We start from the raw sequence: 20,027 nt of genomic DNA, 5'->3' as shown, positions 1-20,027 counted from the left end.
AGAAAAAGTTCATTTCTTTCAATACCTCAATACATAATGACATATCTTGTGACAGTTTACCGAAGCTAGCTTGTCCACACTGAGTTGAGTTATTTACCTTGTACATATCAAGTGGTCGATTACCGGGGTTGATTACGTAGTAACAAGCATTCTCTGATTTGGCAGGACTATAAGTAGTGCACCCATCAACCTGGTTAAAAACTGACGATACTGGCCTTTATTGCGAGCCGGGTGAGTTTTACATCGACCCAATGAACGAAGTCGCCACCGCGCTTGTCACACACGGTCACGCTGACCATGCACGGGCAGGTCATTACAGCGTGTTCGCAAGCCCAGAAACACTGGCTATTATGCAAACCCGCTACGGTGAAGATATGGCTACTCATCAACACGCTGTAGCTATGGGTGAAAGTATTAATTTTAACGATGTAAAAGCCACTTTTTATCCTGCAGGGCACATTTTAGGATCTAGCCAAGTTCTCATTGAATATGCAGGCTACCGCGTTGTGGTTTCCGGCGATTATAAACGCCGTCACGATCCTACCTGCCCGCCTTTTAAAGTTGTACCTTGCGATGTATTGATTACCGAAGCTACCTTTGGGCTTCCTGTCTTTAAGCACCCACCCATTGAGCATGAAATTGAAAAACTCCTTCATTCGTTGCGGGTGTTCCCCGAAAGATGTCATTTAGTAGGCGCATATGCATTAGGTAAGTGCCAGCGGGTTATTTTAGCGCTGCGCGAGGCGGGCTACACCAAGCCAATTTACTTACACGGTGCGCAGCTAAAGCTGTGTGACCTCTATAAGCACTTAGGAATAGACTTAGGCGAGTTAATTCCGGTGTCTGAGGTCGCGGATAAAAAAACGTTAGCCGGTGAGATAGTCATTGCGCCGCCTTCTGCACTTGCCGATAGGTGGTCACGAAGCTTGCCTAACGTGCGCCCTGTGGTGGCCTCTGGGTGGATGCAAATCCGCGCTCGCGCTAAGCAAAAAAATGCCGAGCTACCGCTTATTATCTCTGATCATTGCGACTGGCCAGAATTACTTCAAACCATTGAAGAAGTTAACCCGAAAGAAGTGTGGGTAACCCATGGCAGAGAAGATGCGCTGATGTATCAGGCAGAAAAAATGGGGTTTAAAGCCAGAGCGCTATCACTAGTCGGTTATGATGAAGCAGAACAAGGAGGCGATTAGTGGAAGCATTCAGTCACTTACTTGAACAGCTGTATTTCACGACTGGAAACAAAGCCAAAGCGCAGCTTATCGCCGACTACATTGCTAGTACACCAGACCCTGACCGAGGCTGGGCAATTGCTGCTATGGCAGGGACATTGCGGTTCGACTTTTTTAAACGAAACACGGTAAAAAAGCTTATTACCGAACATACCGACCCCGAGCTTTTTGCCATGAGCTATGACTATGTCGGTGAGGTTAGTGAAACCGTAGCCCACTTATGGCCTTACAGCGAGCCATCAGAGTCACTACCCACGCTTACCGAAGTGGTAGAAACGTTCGCTTCAGTCAGTAAGCAGAAAGTTTCTGAGACGCTAGCCCATTACCTAACAATAATGACACCTGCCCAACGCTGGGCATTACTAAAATTAGGCACGCGGGGATTACGTATAGGTGTGTCGGCTCGCTCTATAAAACAGATATTGGCCGACTACGGCAATAAGGACATCAAAGAAATTGAGACGCTGTGGCATGCGGTTACCCCACCTTATGTAGAGATGCTGAGTTGGCTAGAAGGAAAAGCCGACAAGCCAGACGTTGAAAACGCCGTCACTTTTCACCCGGTCATGCTGTCTCACCCCATTGAAGATAGCGACATCGACGCTTTCACCAAAGACACTTGGCAAATTGAAAACAAATACGACGGAATTCGAGTGCAGCTTGTTGTTAAGTCGAATAAAACTGTTGATGATAAGACTCAGAAAGATAGTCAGGCCGATGATGATAAGCCTGAAAAAGCCCTTTTTTCCCGTACTGGCGATGATATTAGCCACTCATTCCCTGATCTGCTTGAGTCTGTAAGCGGCAATATGGTGCTAGATGGAGAACTGCTGGTTATCCACAATGCAGAACATGGCTTACATCAATCTGAAGAATCGATTGCCCAAAGTGCGGCTAGTCAACGCACGAGTTGTGATAAAAGCGGTAAACAGGCTTCATCCGCCACACAGCCAGACGTGGATACCTTTAATGCCCTTCAGCAGCGTCTTAATAAAAAGAAACCGAGTAAAGCACTACAGTCTTCCGCCCCCGTGGGACTTATAGTTTACGATGCTTTGGTCCTTAATGGAGAAGATCTAACAGATAAAACACTAAAAGCGCGACGCCACGCCCTTGAAGAATGGTTTAGCAAAACGGATAACAGACGTTTGTTTCTTTCTGAAACACTCAATGCAACTTCACCTGAAACTTTGCGCCAGCTTCACACCCAAGTATGCCAAAATCGTGCGGTAGAAGGGCTGATGATAAAGCGTTTAGATAGTAAGTATGTACCTGGCAGACCCAAAGGCCAATGGTTTAAGTGGAAGCGCGATCCGCTAGTTGTGGATGCGGTAATGATGTATGCACAGCGCGGGCACGGCAAGCGCTCCAGCTTTTATTCTGACTACACGTTCGGCGCTTGGGAGGACAGTCAGACTTCTGCCTATCGGAAAAGCCTATTCGGGCTTCACCGATGAAGAACTCAAAAAACTGGATAATTGGGTAAGACGCAACGCCGTAGGTCGATTTGGCCCGGTGAGAGAAGTGAAAAAAGCGCTGGTACTTGAAGTGGCTTTTGACGCTGTACACCCTTCGTCAAGGCACAAATCAGGGGTCGCGCTGCGCTTTCCCCGTATTCATAGAATTCGTTGGGACAAGCCCGCGAGTGAAGCTGATACCTTAGCGAATGTAAAGGCGCTAATCGAAGGGTAAGCCCAATAAAAACACTTTCTTAGTATTGTAAAATCGCAGAGAATAAGGCGAGATAGAAACAAGGCTTGCACCTTAAGAAAATAAAACAATAGGAAATCGCCATGCCTAAGGCTAGTGAAATTAAAAAGAATAACACTGTGGTATTTGACGGAAAAACTTGCATAGTGCGAGACATTGAACGCTCTGTCCCTCAAGGTCGTGCTGGTGGCAGCATCTATCGCATGCGTATGTACGATGTAGTAACCGGCGCCAAATACGATGAAACCTTTAAAGACTCAGATACCCTAGATATGGCTGACTTAATTCGTCGTCCTGCTATGTTTTCGTATATTGATGGCGAAGAATATGTGTTCATGGATAAAGAAGATTACACCCCTTACCATTTGAATAAAGAAAGTATTGAAAACGAAGCTCTGTTTATTAACGAAGAAACCGATGGCATTCAAGTTGTTATTGTTAGCGAAGTACCCGTTGCCTTGGACTTGCCAATGAGCGTGGAGCTTGAAGTAGTTGAGACCGACCCGTCCATTAAAGGTGCGTCTGCTACTTCTCGCACTAAACCGGCTACGCTTTCGACCGGCTTAGTCGTACAAGTGCCAGAATATATTAGCACCGGTGAATGGATTAAGGTTAATACCGAAGAACGTAAGTTCCAAAGCAGAGCCGATAAGCACTAGGCCGACTTGACGTATTAGCTTACGCTGCTCGTATAGCTTTAAATGACAAAAAAGGGTTCTATCGAACCCTTTTTTATTGCCTGCTGCACAGCTTTGAAAGCGTTTTTTTAACGCTTCTACTTAGCGATATTTTCCTGTGTAGGCAGTGCACTAAATGCACCATACTGGGTTACCGTGTAAGCCCCACAGCGAATAGCAAACTCAGTGGCTTCGCTTACATTTTCAAAATTTTCGGCCCATGCATCGAACTCATCGGCATTCTTAACCTTGGTAGAAAGGAAATACAGGAACCCACCGATAAATGAATCACCGGCTGCAGTAGTGTCTTTCACATCCATTTTTGGCGATGCCAAGGTGCCGCTGAACGATTTAGTAATATAGTGAATTGGCTCACCGCCGTCTGTTACCAATACGACCTTAACGCCGCTATCAAGCCACTGCTGTACTTTTGCATCGGCATTTTCTTCGCCGTAAAGCTCTGCAAGTTCCTCACGGCTTGCCTTTAACACAGAAACTTTTTTAGCAGCCTCATCAATACGTGCTGGGGCATTGGCTGTTTCATCCCAAAATGCTGGGCGATAGTTGATGTCTAAACACACCATCATGCCGTTTTCCTTTGCCTTGTTTAAAATAAACTCGGTGCCGGGAATAAGTTCAGGGCCAGAAATTGAACCCGAGCAAAAATGAAGTACCGTATTCTTGTCGCAATCGATCGTAGATAAGTCTTGTTCTGAAATGTGCTTGTGCGCGGCATTATCAACGTAGAAGTCGAACGAACGTTCGCCGTCTTCATCTAAGTTTACAAACGCCAGTGCCGTGTTCCCTTCTTCGGTCGTCCACACAAAGTCGGTATTTACTTTGTAGTGCTCGAGCATTTCTTTAAGAAACGTTCCAAAAGTATCGTCACCGACTTTAGAGACCATTGCACTCTGACCTCCTAGTTGAGCTACAGCAACCGCCACGTTAGCAGGCGCGCCACCAGCATAGGGCTGGAAGGGCTTCATGGCTGGTATGTTGCCATCTTTGGGCGCTGCACCTTGGCTTAACATATCAATAAGCACTTCACCTAAACACAAAATCTTCATACCAGCCTCGCTCAAAAAATGCCTAAAAGAGACGTTTACCTTTTGCGCACAATACGTAAGGTTAACGAATCGTTAATTAATTGGGGCATAGTATTGACGAAGAAACCCATTAAATCAACCTGCTTGATTTATTTTTTTCAAAGAATTATAGGATAGGTAGGTATTGCATTAAAAACTGTAGGCTTTTTTTAAAAAAAATTAGGCATTGTCGCTTTAATTTGAAGCTAAGCTTTGTTATTAAACTCTCTTCACTTTTAAGGGGTAGATAGTAATTACTTTGAATATTGAATCAGCGTTTCACTTGCCTTCACAGAATGCACCCGTGTTAGTCGATAATCGCTCAGCGAACGAGCGTGCTATCTTAACTTTAATTCGGCAACGCATTGCATTACCTAAAGCTGAGATTGCGCAGCTGACCGGGCTGTCGGCGCAGTCTGCGACGGTTATTATCAAGAAATTAGAAACCGATGGATTAGTTAAACGCTTAACACCTATTAAAGGTGGCGTCGGCCAGCCTAAAGTGCCGTTCGGTTTGAATGCTAACGGGGCATTCAGCATTGGCCTTAAAGTAGGTCGCCGCAGTTTTGATATGACTTTACTCGACTTAAAAGGCAATGTTAAAGCAACCCTCCATGAAAAATTCGCGTACCCGTCAGTGAGCAATCTACTTAATTTCGCCAAACGTGCATTCAGTGTTTTAATCAAAAACCTAGATGCAGCGCAGCAAAATAGAGTTAGAGGGTTGGGCGTAGCCATGCCTTTTGAAATTTGGAGCTGGGCAGAAGAAGCAGGCGCGCCGAGAAAAGAGCTAGAAGAGTGGAAAGAGTTTGACCCACAAACCGAACTTGAAAGCTTATTAAGCCTACCTGTTTTCATTAAAAATGATGCAGGAGCAGCATGTAGTGCGGAAATGTCTTTCGGCAATCCGAAACAATACGATAGCTTTTTATATATTTTTGTTGGTACGTTTTTAGGGGGCGGCCTAGTACTTAACAATCAGCTTATCAATGGCAAAGCGGGTAATGCGGGCGCTATTGGCTCACTACCTTTTTTTAACCAGAATGAGCAGCGCCAGTTAATAACACAGTCTTCACTCTATTTATTGGAAAGAGAACTGGAAAAAGCGGGGGAAGAAGCCAAGCACATTTATGAGTCACCCTCTTACTGGCAGTGCAATGAAGTAATTGTAAAAAATTGGGTGGGTGAGACGGCCAAAGGGCTGGCGTTCGCTTCACAGTGTGCTATGAGCATTTTGGACTTAGACGGCGTAATTATTGACGGCGCCATACCCAGCAACATAAAAGAATTATTAGTTGAAGCAACTCAAAGTGCGCTGAAAGACTTAGATATGCGAGGTATTAAACCTGCGCAAGTTAGTCCCGGTCACGTGGGCGTAAAAGCCCAATCGATTGGGAGCGCAAACTTGGCGCTTCAGGCTAACTATTTTTAACTAGTAAGATGTGCAGTTAAGGTTTTCATGACAGTAAGTAGTAAAGTGATTCATATTCTAGATGGTGGAATGGGCCGTGAACTTGAAAAGATCGGCGCACCTTTTAGGCAGCCGGAATGGTCCGCACTGGCATTAATGCAAACCCCTGAACTAGTGCGTGAGGTTCATACCCACTTTCTAAATGCTGGTGCCACTGTCATTACTACAAATGCCTATGCCCTCGTTCCATTTCATATTGGCGAAACCGCGTTTAACGAGCAAGCATTTTCGCTGGCCGAGTCAGCGGCTAAGCTAGCGAGAGAAGCCGTTACTTTTCAGCAGTATAAAAGTGATAAGTTGTCAGTCGCGGGCTGTGTCCCACCAGCCTTTGGCTCGTACCGCCCAGACTTATTCGATGCGGAACGCGTTGCAGAGATTCTAACCCCCCTTATTAAAGCGCAAGCGCCTTTTGTGGATGTTTGGCTTATTGAAACTGCTTGCTCTATTGAAGAAGCTGATGCCGTAGTTTCACTAATAAAAACATTGTCTTCCCATCCCATTTGGCTGTCGTTTTCTTTGAAAAATAGAGCGTCGTCAGACGAGCCTGTGACCCTTCGCTCAGGCGAGCCGCTAGAAAAAATTAAACCTTTGCTGGAGCGTGTTGAAAGCGTACTTTTTAATTGTTCACAGCCAGAAGAAATGGAAAGTGCACTGACAATTACGCGAAAAATAAATGAGAACATCGTTACCGGTGCGTACGCCAATAGCTTTTCAGAAAGGAAGCGTCAGCATGAAGCTAACGCGCTTTTGTCAGAGTTACGTAACGATATAACGCCACAGCGCTATGCGGATTATGCTCAGTCATGGTTAGCAGCGGATGCCAGTATTATCGGTGGCTGCTGCGGCATAGGCCCTGAGCATATCAAAGCTATAAGTGATAGCGTAAAACCTTAGAATTGAAATCATGCTAGCGCAAATCAGCGGCGTTAGAGCGCAAAATCCTGTGTTTCAAAGTACACTAGCATAGGCGAGCCGCAGTGAGAAAAAACCTCTTTAATTTGAGCCTTGCTCGGCACACTTTCGCCCAGCTTGTTTTCTAAGGTTACTTGACAATCGTCAACGATAATTACTGCATCAAAGGATGGGCGTTCGCCAATAAGGTGAATGTATAAATACTTGTCGCCGAGCCTGATGCGTGTCCACTTTTCATTTAGCGCATCTTTAGCACTATCTTCGTCAGAATGCGGCGGTTTGTATTGTTTTACCAAGCGACGTTTAAACATCAGCTTTTCAAATGTCAGTTCCGATTTACCCAACCACTTAGTGCCGCCTCGCTCTAAATGACCTTTATAAAACTGTGCTGAGATAGAAAACCTTTCACCATCAACAAGTTTATTTAAATCAAAATTTTCTGGTAACAGGGTCACCATGTTGCTGTGAGAGGTTGAGCCTGCTTGTAGGTACGCAATTAGCACAGCTTTATGCGGACTTCCTACAGCATAAATAAGTTGGTAATCATGTGGCGAATAATAAAGGGGTAAGTGACTCGCATAGAGTTCAGCGCCATCTGTAAATAGCACCATACCGTGAGAACCAACTCTTTTGTGGTTTTTATGACCGGCGTGTATAGAAGAACTCGCATTGGATGCTTTACTAATGCCATCTGCACTTAGTTCTTTTGTGGTTGTCGCCGTTGCTCCCGTGCACACCATATATGAACACAAGACAGTCAAATAAAGACGCTTCATAAACCTTTTACGCTTAATAACAATTTTATTATGGCGATACTGGCACAGGAACCACCTACAATTAAGCTACAATAAATATATGTATAATTCCCAACCGGAAACGATGAGGCGGCAAACCCGTGGATATTGAAGACTTAAGAAAATTTATTGTTGTTGCCCAACATGAGAACTTGAATAAAGCGTCTGTGCACTTATCGGTTACCACAGGCGCATTGTCTAAAGTGGTGAAACGCATAGAACAACAGTTAGAAAGCCAACTGTTTGACCGCGTAGGTAAACATATTCGACTCAACCAACGGGGAAACAAATTCCTTATTTATGCCACTCATCTTGTGCACGAAGCCGATCAGGCACTCAGTGAGTTTAGGGGTAATACTGCTTTATACAACATTACCGTTTCTGGCCCATCACTCTTGCTTCAATATTACTTGCCAACTTTGCTTGCTAAACCTTCCTCTTCACAAGATCGCTTTCACGTCAATATCCACGCTTGCTGGGAAGGGAAAGCGCTGGATAGCGTTTCTAAAGGGGGTAGCGACGTGGCTATCGCCACCTCTTTTGCAATGGAAGAACGAGAGAAAGACCCGTCTCTGCATAGCATATTATTAGGGTCGTCTACCTATGTGGTTGCGGCCGCAAAAAATCACCCTGCGGTAGCTGAAGCAAAGAACGGTATATTAACAAGCCAAAGTTTGTTCGCTTTCGCTTTTGCATGCCCTGACGTTTCACCTTTTTGTGGAATAAAACGGGGCATAGGCTCTGATGGGTGGAGAGACGACAAAGTCCCCCGCTCTATACACTATCGATGTAATGATTTTGGCACACTGCTGTCTATTGTTCGACAAGGACTGGCTTTGGCCTACGTACCTGACTTCATAGCGAAAAGTCATGATCTTACTTGCGTGTCCGTATCAGATTATGACTTTTGCCATGAAGAGCATTTTGAGTTGATTTACAAACCGAGTATGGCATCAGGCTGGCTCAATCGGTTTGTCGATTCAGTTAAAAGCGTTATTTAGTAACCACATTTTTGGCGCCTTTAAGAAGCGCCTCTTTATCAATTTTATTGGGCACTTCTACGCCGCGCCTTGCTGCTGGTCTCGCTTCAATACTGTTCTTCCAGCGTATTAGGTTGTCCAAGCCTTCAATGCTAACACCAGACCATTCGTAAGTGCGCACCCAGCACCAGTTAGCCATGTCAGCAATACTATAGTCGTCTACCAGATATTCACGATTTTCTAGCCTATTATCCAGTACGGTGAATAAACGTCGCACTTCGTTTTGGTAACGCGCTATTGCTACGGGGATTTTTTCTTCTAGATAACGATGGAACACGTTGGCTTGCCCCATCATAGGGCCTATTCCACCCATCTGAAACATTAACCACTGGATAACTTGGCTCTTTCCCTTAGCATCGTTCGGCAAGAACATTCCGGTCTTTTCAGCGAGATAAATCATAATGGCGCCGGATTCGAAAACAACGTGGCCATCGGCTTCTCTATCTACGATAACCGGTATACGTCCGTTCGGGTTCATGGCTAAAAACTCAGGGGTTTTCTGCTCGCCTTTCATTAAGTTTACAGCATGAGCTGTATATTCAAGTCCCATTTCTTCAAGCGCTACTGACGCTTTCCAACCATTAGGGGTGGCTGCGGTATATAAATCTATCATTAGGCTTTTGCACTCGCTCGGTTGCTTACGGCCTCATACCAGCGCGCTAAATTAACGTGGTCGTCAGTCATACGAATTTTTACCACTCGGGCGAAATCCATAGCGCATAACGCGGTTATGTCGGCGATAGAAAAGGTATCGCCAGCGATGTATTCTTTTACACCAAGTCGACGCTCTAGAATGTTAAGATATTTAGACGCATTGATACCCGCTTCTTTGCCATATTCAGGCACCGGAGTCATACGATCTTTAAAGTAACCTGTGGTATGTTGAAAGCACATGCCAATTTGCATCATGAAGGCTAACTCTACTTGGCGCTGCCACATGGAGATTGTGGCTTTTTCAACGGGCGTTGTTCCCATTAAAGGGGGCTCTGGTTGCAATGCTTCAAAGTAAGTACAGATCGCATCGGTTTCTGCAATACAGGTACCGTCATCTAACTCTAGGATGGGTATTTTCCCTAATGGGTTTTTAGCGCGCATTTCTGCACTTAGGTTTTCACCTTTTTGAATATCGACTTGCACGTAATCAACATCAATGCCTTTTTCGGCTAAAAACATGCGTACTCGACGCGGGTTAGGTGCCGTTTTCGTTTCGTAGATTTTCATAATGATTGCCACAGACCTTATGACAGAATGTTAAATATAGGGTTGGTTCTAGATTAGTAATTGCACATACCGCTTTCAAATCACTCTGTCTATGCACAGAACTATTCAGTTCTTTTATGGTTATACCTCTTGGGTATTTTTAAATACTGAAAAACAATGAAAAGCCAGTATTGGGGTCCGATCATTAGTTATTAGCCCGTAATCACCTTAAGACGTTTTATTTCATTATCAGTAAAGCGTGCAGACAGGTATTCGCGCTGGGCATCCTCTGCCTCGCTCGGCGAAAGTGCCTGCTGCGATAGGCTTTCGCGAAACGCCTGATAATCTGCAATTTTGCTTTCCCATTGTGCCTGCTTTTCCCAGGTTTTCGCGAAGCGGTCTGCCACTGCACTACCAAACTCGGCCGCCACAGCGTTATAGCGGTCGCTAATATCGCTATAGCCGCGTTTTATCTCGTTGATGCGATGCATATTAAGCGTTGGCTGAAAGGCTTCCCGTTCGGCTTCATTCCCTGCTTTGATAGAAGCAACGATTAACGCTTTTCTTTCCTTTCTGGGTAGCGCATTTTCTTGGGCGATACGCAAGCGCTCCAGTGCTGCTTCGTCAGCTTGCGCTTCTTGGCTAAATAAATAGCCGTATTCGGTGTCGTTGAAGTAAGTGCGTCTTATCTTTTCGCGCTCATCAAGCTTATAAGACACGTCCTGCAAACTATGAGTAGCCAAGTCGACTTCTGTTTCGATGGAAGAAAGCGCCACTTTATAATCCACATAACGGGTAAATAAGTCAGACGCCACCGCCTGGGTAGTTGGTGTAAATACAGTCCTAACGTAGTTGGTATAAGCAAACTTAACGATTTGCGGGTCGTCTGTTGTACGCGTAAATATAAAGCGATCGAAAGCGTCTTTGGTTGAATAGTTAAGCTCAAAGGAAATAAGGCTTTTATTTGCCCTTGCTGCTTCGTTTTGAATATTGGCGCTTTCATCTGCCTCTTTGTGCGTCGTTCCGTTCTCGCCAAGCATTTCACTGGTTTCTTTTTGCTTGCTAACTTCCAGCCGTTCGGAGTAAGACACTGCACTAAATTCTTTGGTGTCAGATGTAAATTGAAAATAAAAAATAATACCCAATACCAACAGAGCAAATAGCCCTGTGAGTATTGGGTACCCATGGTGTACTTTACCTTTCGCCACTACAAGCCCAGTCTCTTAAGACGATTAGCCTGACGGACAAACACATCTACCGGGTCGGTTTCAAACCAATGAGTTATACCAAAACTTTGGTTCACCTCATCTAGGTGGTTCATTTTATAATTGTCTTTAAGCACTTTACCTAAGTGGGAACTACAAGTTGATACTAGACCGTCGTTTGGCTCTTTAAACGCAGTGCCAGTAATAGCTAGGAAAGGGTCAACAACGTCTAGAGCATTGGTATAGGTTCTTCCGCCGCTCCATGAGAAATAGTACACGCCATTTTCAGCCAACATTTTACCGTCGTTGCGACAGTAAGCGGTTGGCATGCCTTCAGGATATTTTTTGTTAAAAGCCACCGAGCCTTCTGTTGAGAGTGAGTTCAACGCTGCAACTGAATCAGTTGGCTTATCTCTAGGGTCAGAACCAGACGCTATTTCAATAAGGTTAGCGAACGCATTTACCACCGTACCCGTTGCCTTTTCTCCCAGTGAGTCCTCAGCTAGAGCATCCCGCAGTTCATCTGCGACTTTGCTGCCCCAATTAACACCCGCAACAGAACTAACCGAAGCGACTTTTTCTGGTGCCACACTTGCGGCGTAACGTGCCGTTGGGCCGCCATGACTATGCCCAATAAGATTCACTTTGTCTGCGCCTGATAGGGCGAGTACTTCGTCAATATACTCAAGCAACTGCTCGCCGCGCACTTCCGTGGAATTTGCTGGTGAGACTTCAGCAATGTATACCACAGCGCCGTTACGGCTAAGTTTATGTGGAACCTTGTAGAAGTAATCAACAAAGAGTATGTCTTCAAAACCGAACAGACCGTGGACTAATACTATGGGGTGCTCAGTTTTTGCGTATGTTCCTGCGAAGGCTTGTCCTGCCCCTCCAACTAATGAACTGACAGCGCCTGTTATGGCAAGCAGAGTAACAATGAGAGCATTCCTTGCTCTATTATTTTTGGATTTTCTCATCGTGTGTGTGCCTCATAATTATGATATTCTGGTCTGTGGTCAGACCTTTGTTATAATTATGTAAACACACTGTAAAGATCAACCTTTGTGTTGAAAATTTAACAAGGAATATCAGCACAAATATATAACTTTCGTCGTCAGCTGATCGCCAATAACCATTAAATTCAGCTAGATAGCGCTCACAAAAAAGTATGCTCGCCCATACCATTTTCACTCGACATACAAACCATAAACACAACTAATAAATCTCTATCAACTTCTGCAATAGGCCTGAATATAGTTTACAGCAAGGCTTGAAGTGGTTAGCCACTTTCCTTTGACTGGGTTGAGTTTCATACCTACCTGATGCTTCAGCGTAAAGTCTTCACCAACCCATTTTTCTAATTCACCAGGTTTTACAAACTTTCGCCAATCATGAGTTCCCACGGGTAAATAGCGCATGACATATTCGGCGCCTACAATAGCAATCACGTAGCTCTTAATAGTTCGGTTTAAAGTAGCAAGAATAAGCAACCCGCCAGGTTTGACTAAGCTAGCGCATTCATCAATTAACTGCTGCTGATCAGGCACATGCTCTACCACTTCAGCGTTTATAACAATGTCATATTGTTGTGCTTCTTTAACTAGTTCACTGGACAACATGTGCTTATAGGTTACCGATACACCACTTTTTTCAGCATGGCGTTTTGCCACTTCCACACTTACTGCACTTGCATCAATGCCCGTTACCTTCGCGCCAAGCTTGGCCAAGGGCTCGCTAATAAGCCCGCCGCCGCTACCTATATCCACAATAGACAAAGATGAATAATCCGGTGGGAGGTTACCTTTGCCGAAATGATTTTCTATTTGCGCTTTAATGACATTCAGGCGCGCTCGATTAAACTCAAGGGCTGTTTTATATTTGCCGTTGGGGTCCCACCATGACTCTGCCAGTGAGTCAAAGCGCGAAATTTCTTCTTCAGAAAAGTTTGTGTCCCCGGTTTTTTTACTTTTATCGAGCACGATTTTTTACCTTTAAACGTAAGTACACTAGTGCTTTTCTATTGACCCCTATCATTCAGGGTCATAAGGTGAATACATTAGGGTGAGCATTTAAAACGTACACCTTTATATTTCTAAATAGGCACCTAGATAAAAACACATTATAAGAATATACGTTGTGAAAGAGGGTTCTGATTTTGGCAAACGCAAAAAATGTATATGGTCGACCGCTGCAGCTGTGCTGTGGAAATACGGGGTTTACCCGTGAAGGTTTTTGCTATGTACCCGATGCTGATGTGGGCAATCACAGTGTATGCGCTGTGGTTAGCGATGAATTTCTACAGTTTTCCTTGCGACAGGGTAACGATTTGATAACACCATGGGCTAGTATGTCTTTCCCCGGTCTACTCGACGGTGATAGGTGGTGCCTGTGCGCTGCTCGTTGGTTAGAGGCTTACGAAGCCGGTGTGGCGCCCAAGGTGCGACTGGAAGCTACCCATGAAAAAGCCCTAGATATTATTCCGCTTTCTTTATTGGAAGAATATGCAGCTGACAAAAACTAAGGGGTTGAACAAAATACCTTCCATTGACGTGCTTCAACGAGAGCATTTCAAACCAAATATTGGTTGATGAAACTAATCATAAAAAAGAGCATGTTTGCCTAAACATGCTCTTTTTATTTATTAATAAAAAGCTTTCTTAGCTTACTGGGGCGTTCGAATAACCATAAGTCGGGTCTCAGACATATCCTCTATCGCGTAGCGAATACCCTCACGACCTAGCCCTGAATCTTTAACACCACCGTAAGGCATGTTATCCACACGCCAGCTAGGCACATCGCCAATAACAACGCCGCCCACTTCCAGCTTATCCCAAGCTTTATGTGCTTTATAAATATCGCGAGTAAATACACCAGCTTGAAGTCCGTAACGACTGTTATTTACTTCTTTAAGCGCGTCGTCGTAGTTGTCGAAAGGCTCTAGGATAGATAGCGGGCCAAACGCCTCTTCGGCACTGGCATCACAGTCTTTGGGCACGTTTTCCATAATCGTAGCTTCAAGCATTGCCCCTTCGCGAGTACCGCCACACAGGATAGTTGCGCCCTTTTCTTTGGCCTCTGTAATCCAACCGTGTAAGCGTTCAGCTTCGCCTTCAGAAATCATGGGGCCTATGAAAGTATCTTCGTTTGAAGGGTCACCAGACACCAATGCTTTTACTTTTTCTACATAGCGTGATTTAAATTCATCATATATTTTACTATGCACTAAGAGGCGCTGAACACTGATACAGCTTTGACCAGACTGATAGTAAGCCCCAACAATCACGCGGTCGATAGCGTCTTCAATGTCTGCATCTTCATCAATTACGCAGGCTGCATTACCGCCAAGCTCCAATACCACAGGCTTCTTTCCTGCTTTTGCTTTCAGCGCCCAGCCCACATCAGGTGAACCTGTGAAGCTAAGCAGCTTTAGTCTTTCGTCTGTGGTAAACAAATCAGCACCATCACGGCTACACGGCAGAATTGAAAACGCCCCTTTGGGCAGATCGGTTTCTGCCAATACTTCGCCGATAATGAGCGCACCAATAGGAGTTCGCGAGGCAGGCTTAAGTACAAAGGTACAGCCTGCTGCGATTGCAGGCGCCACCTTGTGCGCAGCCAAATTCAGAGGAAAGTTAAACGGCGATATAAATGAACATGGACCTATAGGGACTTTCTTGGTCATGCCCTGATAACCTTTGGCGCGCGCCGAGATTTCTAAATTCACCACCTCGCCGTTAATACGCACTGATTCTTCTGCCGCTATTTTGAAGGTATCGATAAGGCGGCTGACTTCGCCCTTAGCGTCTTTAATTGGCTTACCAGCCTCTATACAAAGCGCTTGTGCCAACTCATTGGCTCTTTCGGTAAAGCGCTTCACACAGTGCTCTAGCACCGCTTGTCTTTCGAAAGGAGCCATGGCGGCCATCGCAGGCTGCGCTTCTTCTGCTGCAGCAATGGCCTTATCGATGGTATCCGCATCGGCCATCGCCACCTTGGTTGCTACCTCTCCGGTGTATTTATTGGTTACGTCCAAGTCGGTATTGGCATAATGTGGTTCACTCGCTAAATAATAGGGATAGCTTTCCTTCAACATTTTTTACTCCTTACCTTTCTGTTACGTTTGGCTTAAAGCTTGGCGCTAAGCTCTTTAATCGTATGATTTAGTGTTTTGTCATTCATACTGTAATCAACTGGACAATCGATAATATGTACGCCTTTTGTGTTCAAACACTTATCAACTAAGTGAATAAGTACATCCGCGTCGTCAACTCTCCAGCCCTGTGCACCGTAACTTTGTGCGTACTTAACAAAGTTGGGGTTGCCATAATCTAAACCAAACTCATCGAACTGCATGTTTGCTTGTTTCCACTTAATCATTCCGTACGCGTCATCACGCAAGATGATCACCACAAGGTCTAGCTTAAGCCTGACGGCGGTCTCAATTTCTTGGCTATTCATCATAAAGCCGCCGTCACCACATACACTTAACACGGGCGCATCTGGGTTAACGAGTTTTGCAGCGATCGCTGAGGGCAAACCGGCTCCCATTGAAGCCAGTGCGTTATCTAAAAGCAGGGTATTCGGATGATATGCGGGGTAATTTCGGGCAAACCATATTTTATATACGCCGTTGTCTAACGTAACAATGCCGTTATCAGGCATAACTTTACGAATATCGCGTACAAGACGTTCTGGTAAGATAGGGAATCGATTATCGTCTTCTGCTTCAGCACGGTGGTCTACATAGGCTTGATGCACATCTTTGTAGAAGTCGAGTTTCCAACTGTCTTGGGGAGTAATGCCTTCCTTTATTTGCCAGATGCTGTTAGCAATATCTCCAACTACTTCGAGTTGCGGGAAGTAAACAGGGTCTACGGCAGCCGAATCAAAGTTGACATGAATCACTTTTTTATCGTTGTGGTGCATGAAGAACGGTGGCTTTTCTACCACATCGTGGCCTACGTTGATAATAAGGTCAGCCCGTTCTATCGCACGATGCACAAAGTCACCATCAGATAATGCCGTATTCCCAGCAAAGCGGGGATCGCTTTCATTAAGCACGCCCTTACCCATTTGTGTAGTAACAAAGGGTATACAGGTTTTATCAACAAACTCCCTTAGCATTTTTGCTGTAAGCTTGCGATTTGCCCCTGCGCCTATAAGCAAGAGCGGAAACTGCGCTTCTTCTATCATCGTGACTGCAGAAGCAATCGCTTTATATTCAGCTATCGGTCTTCGCGTACTGCTTGGCGTTAATATCTGTGCGTTGGTTTGCTCTGCTGCTATATCTTCGGGTAACTCGATATGTACCGCTCCAGGTCGCTCTTCAGAAGCAAGACGGAAAAGCTTCTCGAACCGTTGAAGGAATTCTATCTCCACTAACAACTTGATTGGTAAATTTGGTGATGGGTCGCATCATGTCGACGATGTCGATAACTTGAAAGCGACCTTGTTTGCTGGTTTTGATCGGCTTTTGCCCAGTAATCATCAACATTGGCATAGCGCCAAGTTGAGCATAAGCCGCGGGAGTAACTAGATTAGTGGCCCCAGGCCCTAAGGTCGAAAGGCACACTCCCACTTTTCCGGTGAGCCTGCCGTAAGTAGCAGCCATAAAGCCAGCGCCTTGCTCATGACGAGTCAGCACCAGTTTAATAGAGGACTCGCGCAACGACTCAAGTAAGTCGAGGTTTTCTTCACCTGGGATACCAAAGACGTATTCCACGCCTTCTGCTTCTAACGCTTTAACAAATAAATCGGACGCTTTCATGTGCTGCACGCTCCTTGTAATTTGAGCAGAAAATAAAGTTCTTATTAGTTGTGCTACGAAACAATGCTGCGAATGGGTTTACTGTGCGTAATAAAATGCCCGTTGCTAACGGGCATGTTAAAAAATAAAGTATAGGAGAGAAAAAGGAAGTCTAATCACTGATTATTATGCGCTTGTATGCGAGCAAAGACCCATCTTCGTTTTGTGACACACTAAATGTATATTCATTATAGTCACTGCCAAACACTGTATCTTGCCCCAGCAACGTGTCTGGCTCACCCCGGTGACTGTAGTCGGGATGATTGGTACAAATGTCTTGGCAAAAGCTATCGGAAAAGCCAAATTGAGAAACCAATTGATCAGTATTGTTGCGACGTATACGAAAATGGATGTGGATAGCTCGGCTGCTGTACCAGCCGGGAAAACAGCTTTTTAGGTTTATTCTTCCGCTAGCATCTGTCACCGCAATACCTCTGAACCACTTCGCACTTAATGCATCCACTTCATTTCCCGTGCAAAATGCCGAATTAAATCCGCTGGCATCGGCACTATCACTGGTATCTCCTGAATAAATGCCATCTACATCGCAATGCCATACTTCAATTTCATAACCCGATAGGGGATTACACGCTTCATCAATTAACTGAAGACACAACATCATCGGCAAACCTGTTTGCTCATATGATATGTCGTCAAGATAGTCGCTTTGAAAATAGCACGGGCCTTCCGTTTGAGAACCTGTGAGAGCCACACTGCATACAGAAGCAGTGTCAAATAAACTATCGTCTGGAAAATCTGATGTCATAGTTGACGTGCCACCGCTTGCCCAACCGTCAAAATCTTCTTCTGATTCTGTATTTGAATCGGTGTTGTTATTGGAAGATGAGGAGTTAGATGTTGTGGAACTGTCAGAGGCGGAATTGGAACCTCCACACCCCCACAATCCGATAGCAATAGGAGCCAATGTAAGTCCCACCGCTGTTTTCATAAAGCTGCGTCGCTTTAGCGGCTCTTCCGTTAATTTGTTTGATGTCATCGTACGTTGCCCTTGGTTGTCTTTGCAAAAAAGACATTTAGCTAAAGGACAAGGTTCTCTTATTTACTCAAGCTTTACGTAGCTTTACACAGTAAATAAGCAAAGTGAAAAAAGCGCAGGTATTTGGGTAATTAAACCTAGGTTATTCAGCACTCCATTCGGATAGCGCCTTCTGTGTTACTTTATCTACCTCATGTTTATTTTCGCTTACCCACCAGCGCTCCATAATACGAACATTTTTTTGGTTGGCTTTATAGAATATATCCACGATGTCGCCAACAAATGGAATAAAACCTAAGCCAAAGTCGATTGCTGAATTTTTTACCATTTGAGCTATTAACGCTTTGGGCATACCCAATGATTTTCCCAGCCAAACTATTCGAAGTGAAACGAAGAGCATCAGCGCGTCACCGGCTCCTGGGATAAGGCCCACGATTGAATCCAAGCCTATTCTTATTGGGATAAAAGGGAGTTTTACAGCAGTATCCAGCAAGTTCGCCAGTTTTTGCGCTTTAAGTAATGCCTTTGGTGCTTTTCCTTCCACGAACTTATCTCCCTTTTAATCTAATAAATGCGCCACCAAGGGTGATTTCCCTATTGGTTTTCCTCGAAACGTTTACTGTCAGCTTTTCAAACGCTACTTTTCAGCGCCTAACGCTCTTGCTAATCCTGCGCGCAAACCATTGTCAGATTCTACGGCCCAGCCATGAAGGTTTTCTTGCACTATGTCAAACAACACATCAATGTGTTCTTCATCACTGTTTAATGCAGCTATGTATTCATAACGCTCGCCCCCTGCTTCCATGAAGTATTCGCGATTCTCTTCGCCAATTTCTTCAATAGTTTCTAAGCAGTCGGCTGAAAAACCGGGGCACATAACCTGAATCGATTTAACCCCTTTTTCAGGTAATGATTTCAATGTTTCATCTGTATACGGTGTTAACCACTCTTCACGACCAAAACGAGACTGAAAAGTTGTCATATACTCGTCGTGTGAAAGCCCCAGCTTTTCGGCAAGCAAGCGTGATGTTTTATGGCATTCACAGTGATAAGGGTCGCCGTTCATTAAGTAGCGCTTTGGAATACCGTGATAAGACAAAATAAGTCTGTCTGCGCGGCCATGTACTTCCCAATGTGCTTTTACTTTATTGGCTAGTGCGGTAATAAAATTGTCGCGGTCGTGGTAGTGATTAACAAAACGAAACTCGGGAAGCCATCGGCGAGACATAAAGTCTTTTGCAATAGCATCAAAGGTAGAGCCAGTTGTTGATGCGCTGTATTGGGGATAGAGCGGAAGCACTACAAGCTTGCGTACGCCTTTTGCCAACATAGCATCGACGGTGTTGCTTATAGCAGGTTTACCGTAGCGCATTGCAAAGTCAACAATCACATCATCGCCGTATTGCGCTTTACAACGTTCTGCAATCGCTGATGCTTGTGCTTTCGTAATAGCCATTAGCGGCGAACCTTCTTCGGTCCACACAGTAGAGTAAGCCTCTGCCGAACGCTTAGGGCGAATATTCAAAATGATGCCATTTAATACAAACCACCAGATCGCTTTAGGCACTTCCACCACGCGAGGGTCTGACAAAAACTCTTTTAAATAGGGACGTAGTGCCTGTTTAGTTGGCGCTTCTGGTGTTCCCAGATTCGTAACTAGTACACCAATTTTATCTGATTGCCCGTGGGTAAAGCCTTTGTTTGATTTGTATTTCATGTATTCATAGTCCGAGAAGTACTGCGCTATATCCGTATTATACTGAATTACCTTAGATTATGATCTGCGATAACGCCAAAAAAGTGCGATTGTACTAATAGATTTTAGGCATTAAAAAAGCGGCACATGTTCGAAAATACTTTTCAAAAACACATGCCGCTTGTTTAGTTTACTGCCGCAT

19 protein-coding genes and 1 pseudogene are annotated in these 20,027 nt (G+C 44.8%); 8 read left to right on the top strand and 12 right to left on the bottom strand.

What is annotated here, in order from left to right; genetic code table 11:
- Positions 1-176 precede the first annotated feature (176 nt).
- The 4 genes from ACYX4M_RS08820 to efpL all read left to right on the top strand — a co-directional run bounded on the left by ACYX4M_RS08820 (position 177) and on the right by efpL (position 3,601).
- On the top strand, positions 177-1,193 hold the full coding sequence (locus ACYX4M_RS08820; RefSeq protein WP_474872361.1) for a ligase-associated DNA damage response exonuclease: 1,017 nt from the start codon (positions 177-179) through the stop codon (positions 1,191-1,193).
- Positions 1,193-2,689 carry a cisplatin damage response ATP-dependent DNA ligase gene (locus tag ACYX4M_RS08815; protein WP_476082706.1) on the top strand — a complete coding sequence of 499 codons (1,497 nt, stop codon included), beginning with the start codon at positions 1,193-1,195 and terminating at the stop codon, positions 2,687-2,689. The genes ACYX4M_RS08820 and ACYX4M_RS08815 overlap by 1 nt, the downstream gene beginning before the upstream one ends.
- On the top strand, positions 2,574-2,924 hold the full coding sequence (locus ACYX4M_RS08810; RefSeq protein ID WP_476082705.1) for an ATP dependent DNA ligase: 351 nt from the start codon (positions 2,574-2,576) through the stop codon (positions 2,922-2,924). Before ACYX4M_RS08815 ends, ACYX4M_RS08810 begins: the two co-directional genes overlap by 116 nt.
- 101 nt (positions 2,925-3,025) lie before the next feature.
- On the top strand, positions 3,026-3,601 hold the full coding sequence (efpL, locus tag ACYX4M_RS08805; RefSeq protein ID WP_025257482.1) for an elongation factor P-like protein EfpL: 576 nt from the start codon (positions 3,026-3,028) through the stop codon (positions 3,599-3,601).
- 116 nt (positions 3,602-3,717) lie between these two features.
- Here efpL and ACYX4M_RS08800 read toward each other — a convergent pair whose 3' ends face one another.
- Positions 3,718-4,686 carry a carbohydrate kinase family protein gene (locus tag ACYX4M_RS08800; RefSeq protein WP_476082704.1) on the bottom strand — a complete coding sequence of 323 codons (969 nt, stop codon included), beginning with the start codon at positions 4,684-4,686 and terminating at the stop codon, positions 3,718-3,720.
- A 277-nt stretch (positions 4,687-4,963) separates the two neighbouring features.
- Here ACYX4M_RS08800 and ACYX4M_RS08795 point away from each other — a divergent pair, with 277 nt between their 5' ends.
- A complete protein-coding gene (locus tag ACYX4M_RS08795) occupies positions 4,964-6,136 on the top strand; it encodes an ROK family transcriptional regulator (protein ID WP_476082703.1) in 1,173 nt (390 codons plus the stop codon).
- Between the two features lie 27 nt (positions 6,137-6,163).
- Positions 6,164-7,069 (top strand): homocysteine S-methyltransferase family protein, encoded by a 906-nt coding sequence (locus ACYX4M_RS08790; protein ID WP_476082702.1) that lies wholly within the window; start codon positions 6,164-6,166, stop codon positions 7,067-7,069.
- Positions 7,070-7,101: 32 nt separating this feature from the next.
- Here ACYX4M_RS08790 and ACYX4M_RS08785 read toward each other — a convergent pair whose 3' ends face one another.
- Positions 7,102-7,863 carry a hypothetical protein gene (locus ACYX4M_RS08785; protein ID WP_476082701.1) on the bottom strand — a complete coding sequence of 254 codons (762 nt, stop codon included), beginning with the start codon at positions 7,861-7,863 and terminating at the stop codon, positions 7,102-7,104.
- A gap of 119 nt (positions 7,864-7,982) precedes the next feature.
- On the opposite strand from ACYX4M_RS08785, the gene ACYX4M_RS08780 reads away from it, so the two are divergent.
- Entirely contained in the window at positions 7,983-8,882 is a 900-nt protein-coding gene (locus tag ACYX4M_RS08780; protein WP_474834582.1) for a LysR family transcriptional regulator, read from the top strand.
- On the opposite strand, the gene ACYX4M_RS08775 is transcribed toward ACYX4M_RS08780, so the two are convergent.
- The 5 genes from ACYX4M_RS08775 to ubiG all read right to left on the bottom strand — a co-directional run bounded on the left by ACYX4M_RS08775 (position 8,875) and on the right by ubiG (position 13,305).
- Complete coding sequence (locus ACYX4M_RS08775; protein ID WP_476082700.1) at positions 8,875-9,534, bottom strand: glutathione S-transferase family protein; 660 nt, start codon at positions 9,532-9,534, stop codon at positions 8,875-8,877. The two genes, ACYX4M_RS08780 and ACYX4M_RS08775, sit on opposite strands and share 8 nt — an antisense overlap.
- Positions 9,534-10,142: a glutathione S-transferase family protein gene (locus ACYX4M_RS08770; RefSeq protein ID WP_476082699.1), complete on the bottom strand. Its 609-nt coding sequence runs from the start codon at positions 10,140-10,142 to the stop codon at positions 9,534-9,536. Before ACYX4M_RS08770 ends, ACYX4M_RS08775 begins: the two co-directional genes overlap by 1 nt.
- Positions 10,143-10,333: 191 nt before the next feature.
- Positions 10,334-11,329: a lipase secretion chaperone gene (locus ACYX4M_RS08765; RefSeq protein ID WP_476082698.1), complete on the bottom strand. Its 996-nt coding sequence runs from the start codon at positions 11,327-11,329 to the stop codon at positions 10,334-10,336.
- Positions 11,329-12,303, bottom strand: a complete 975-nt coding sequence (locus tag ACYX4M_RS08760) for a lipase family alpha/beta hydrolase (protein ID WP_476082697.1) — start codon at positions 12,301-12,303, stop codon at positions 11,329-11,331. The genes ACYX4M_RS08765 and ACYX4M_RS08760 overlap by 1 nt, the downstream gene beginning before the upstream one ends.
- 252 nt (positions 12,304-12,555) lie before the next feature.
- Positions 12,556-13,305, bottom strand: a complete 750-nt coding sequence (gene ubiG / locus ACYX4M_RS08755; protein ID WP_476082696.1) for a bifunctional 2-polyprenyl-6-hydroxyphenol methylase/3-demethylubiquinol 3-O-methyltransferase UbiG — start codon at positions 13,303-13,305, stop codon at positions 12,556-12,558.
- 176 nt (positions 13,306-13,481) lie between these two features.
- Here ubiG and ACYX4M_RS08750 point away from each other — a divergent pair, with 176 nt between their 5' ends.
- A complete protein-coding gene (locus ACYX4M_RS08750) occupies positions 13,482-13,847 on the top strand; it encodes a DUF2237 family protein (protein WP_476082695.1) in 366 nt (121 codons plus the stop codon).
- A 141-nt stretch (positions 13,848-13,988) separates the two neighbouring features.
- Here ACYX4M_RS08750 and ACYX4M_RS08745 read toward each other — a convergent pair whose 3' ends face one another.
- The 5 genes and pseudogenes from ACYX4M_RS08745 to hemH all read right to left on the bottom strand — a co-directional run bounded on the left by ACYX4M_RS08745 (position 13,989) and on the right by hemH (position 19,846).
- Positions 13,989-15,419 (bottom strand): aldehyde dehydrogenase family protein, encoded by a 1,431-nt coding sequence (locus ACYX4M_RS08745; RefSeq protein ID WP_476082694.1) that lies wholly within the window; start codon positions 15,417-15,419, stop codon positions 13,989-13,991.
- Positions 15,420-15,451: 32 nt separating this feature from the next.
- Positions 15,452-17,093: pseudogene (locus ACYX4M_RS08740) on the bottom strand (acetolactate synthase large subunit).
- A gap of 151 nt (positions 17,094-17,244) precedes the next feature.
- Complete coding sequence (locus ACYX4M_RS08735; RefSeq protein ID WP_476082693.1) at positions 17,245-18,129, bottom strand: dioxygenase family protein; 885 nt, start codon at positions 18,127-18,129, stop codon at positions 17,245-17,247.
- Positions 18,130-18,271: 142 nt separating this feature from the next.
- Positions 18,272-18,673: a DUF4112 domain-containing protein gene (locus ACYX4M_RS08730; RefSeq protein ID WP_476082692.1), complete on the bottom strand. Its 402-nt coding sequence runs from the start codon at positions 18,671-18,673 to the stop codon at positions 18,272-18,274.
- Between the two features lie 93 nt (positions 18,674-18,766).
- The gene (gene hemH / locus ACYX4M_RS08725; RefSeq protein WP_476082691.1) at positions 18,767-19,846 is read right to left on the bottom strand and encodes a ferrochelatase; all 1,080 of its coding nucleotides are present in this window, start codon (positions 19,844-19,846) and stop codon (positions 18,767-18,769) included.
- Between the last annotated feature and the right edge of the window lie 181 nt (positions 19,847-20,027).

The sequence above is a fragment of the Alteromonas sp. ABV4_150 genome (assembly GCF_056311745.1).
Note: the sequence above shows the minus strand (reverse complement) of the source record. Positions and strands in the feature narration are given on the sequence as shown.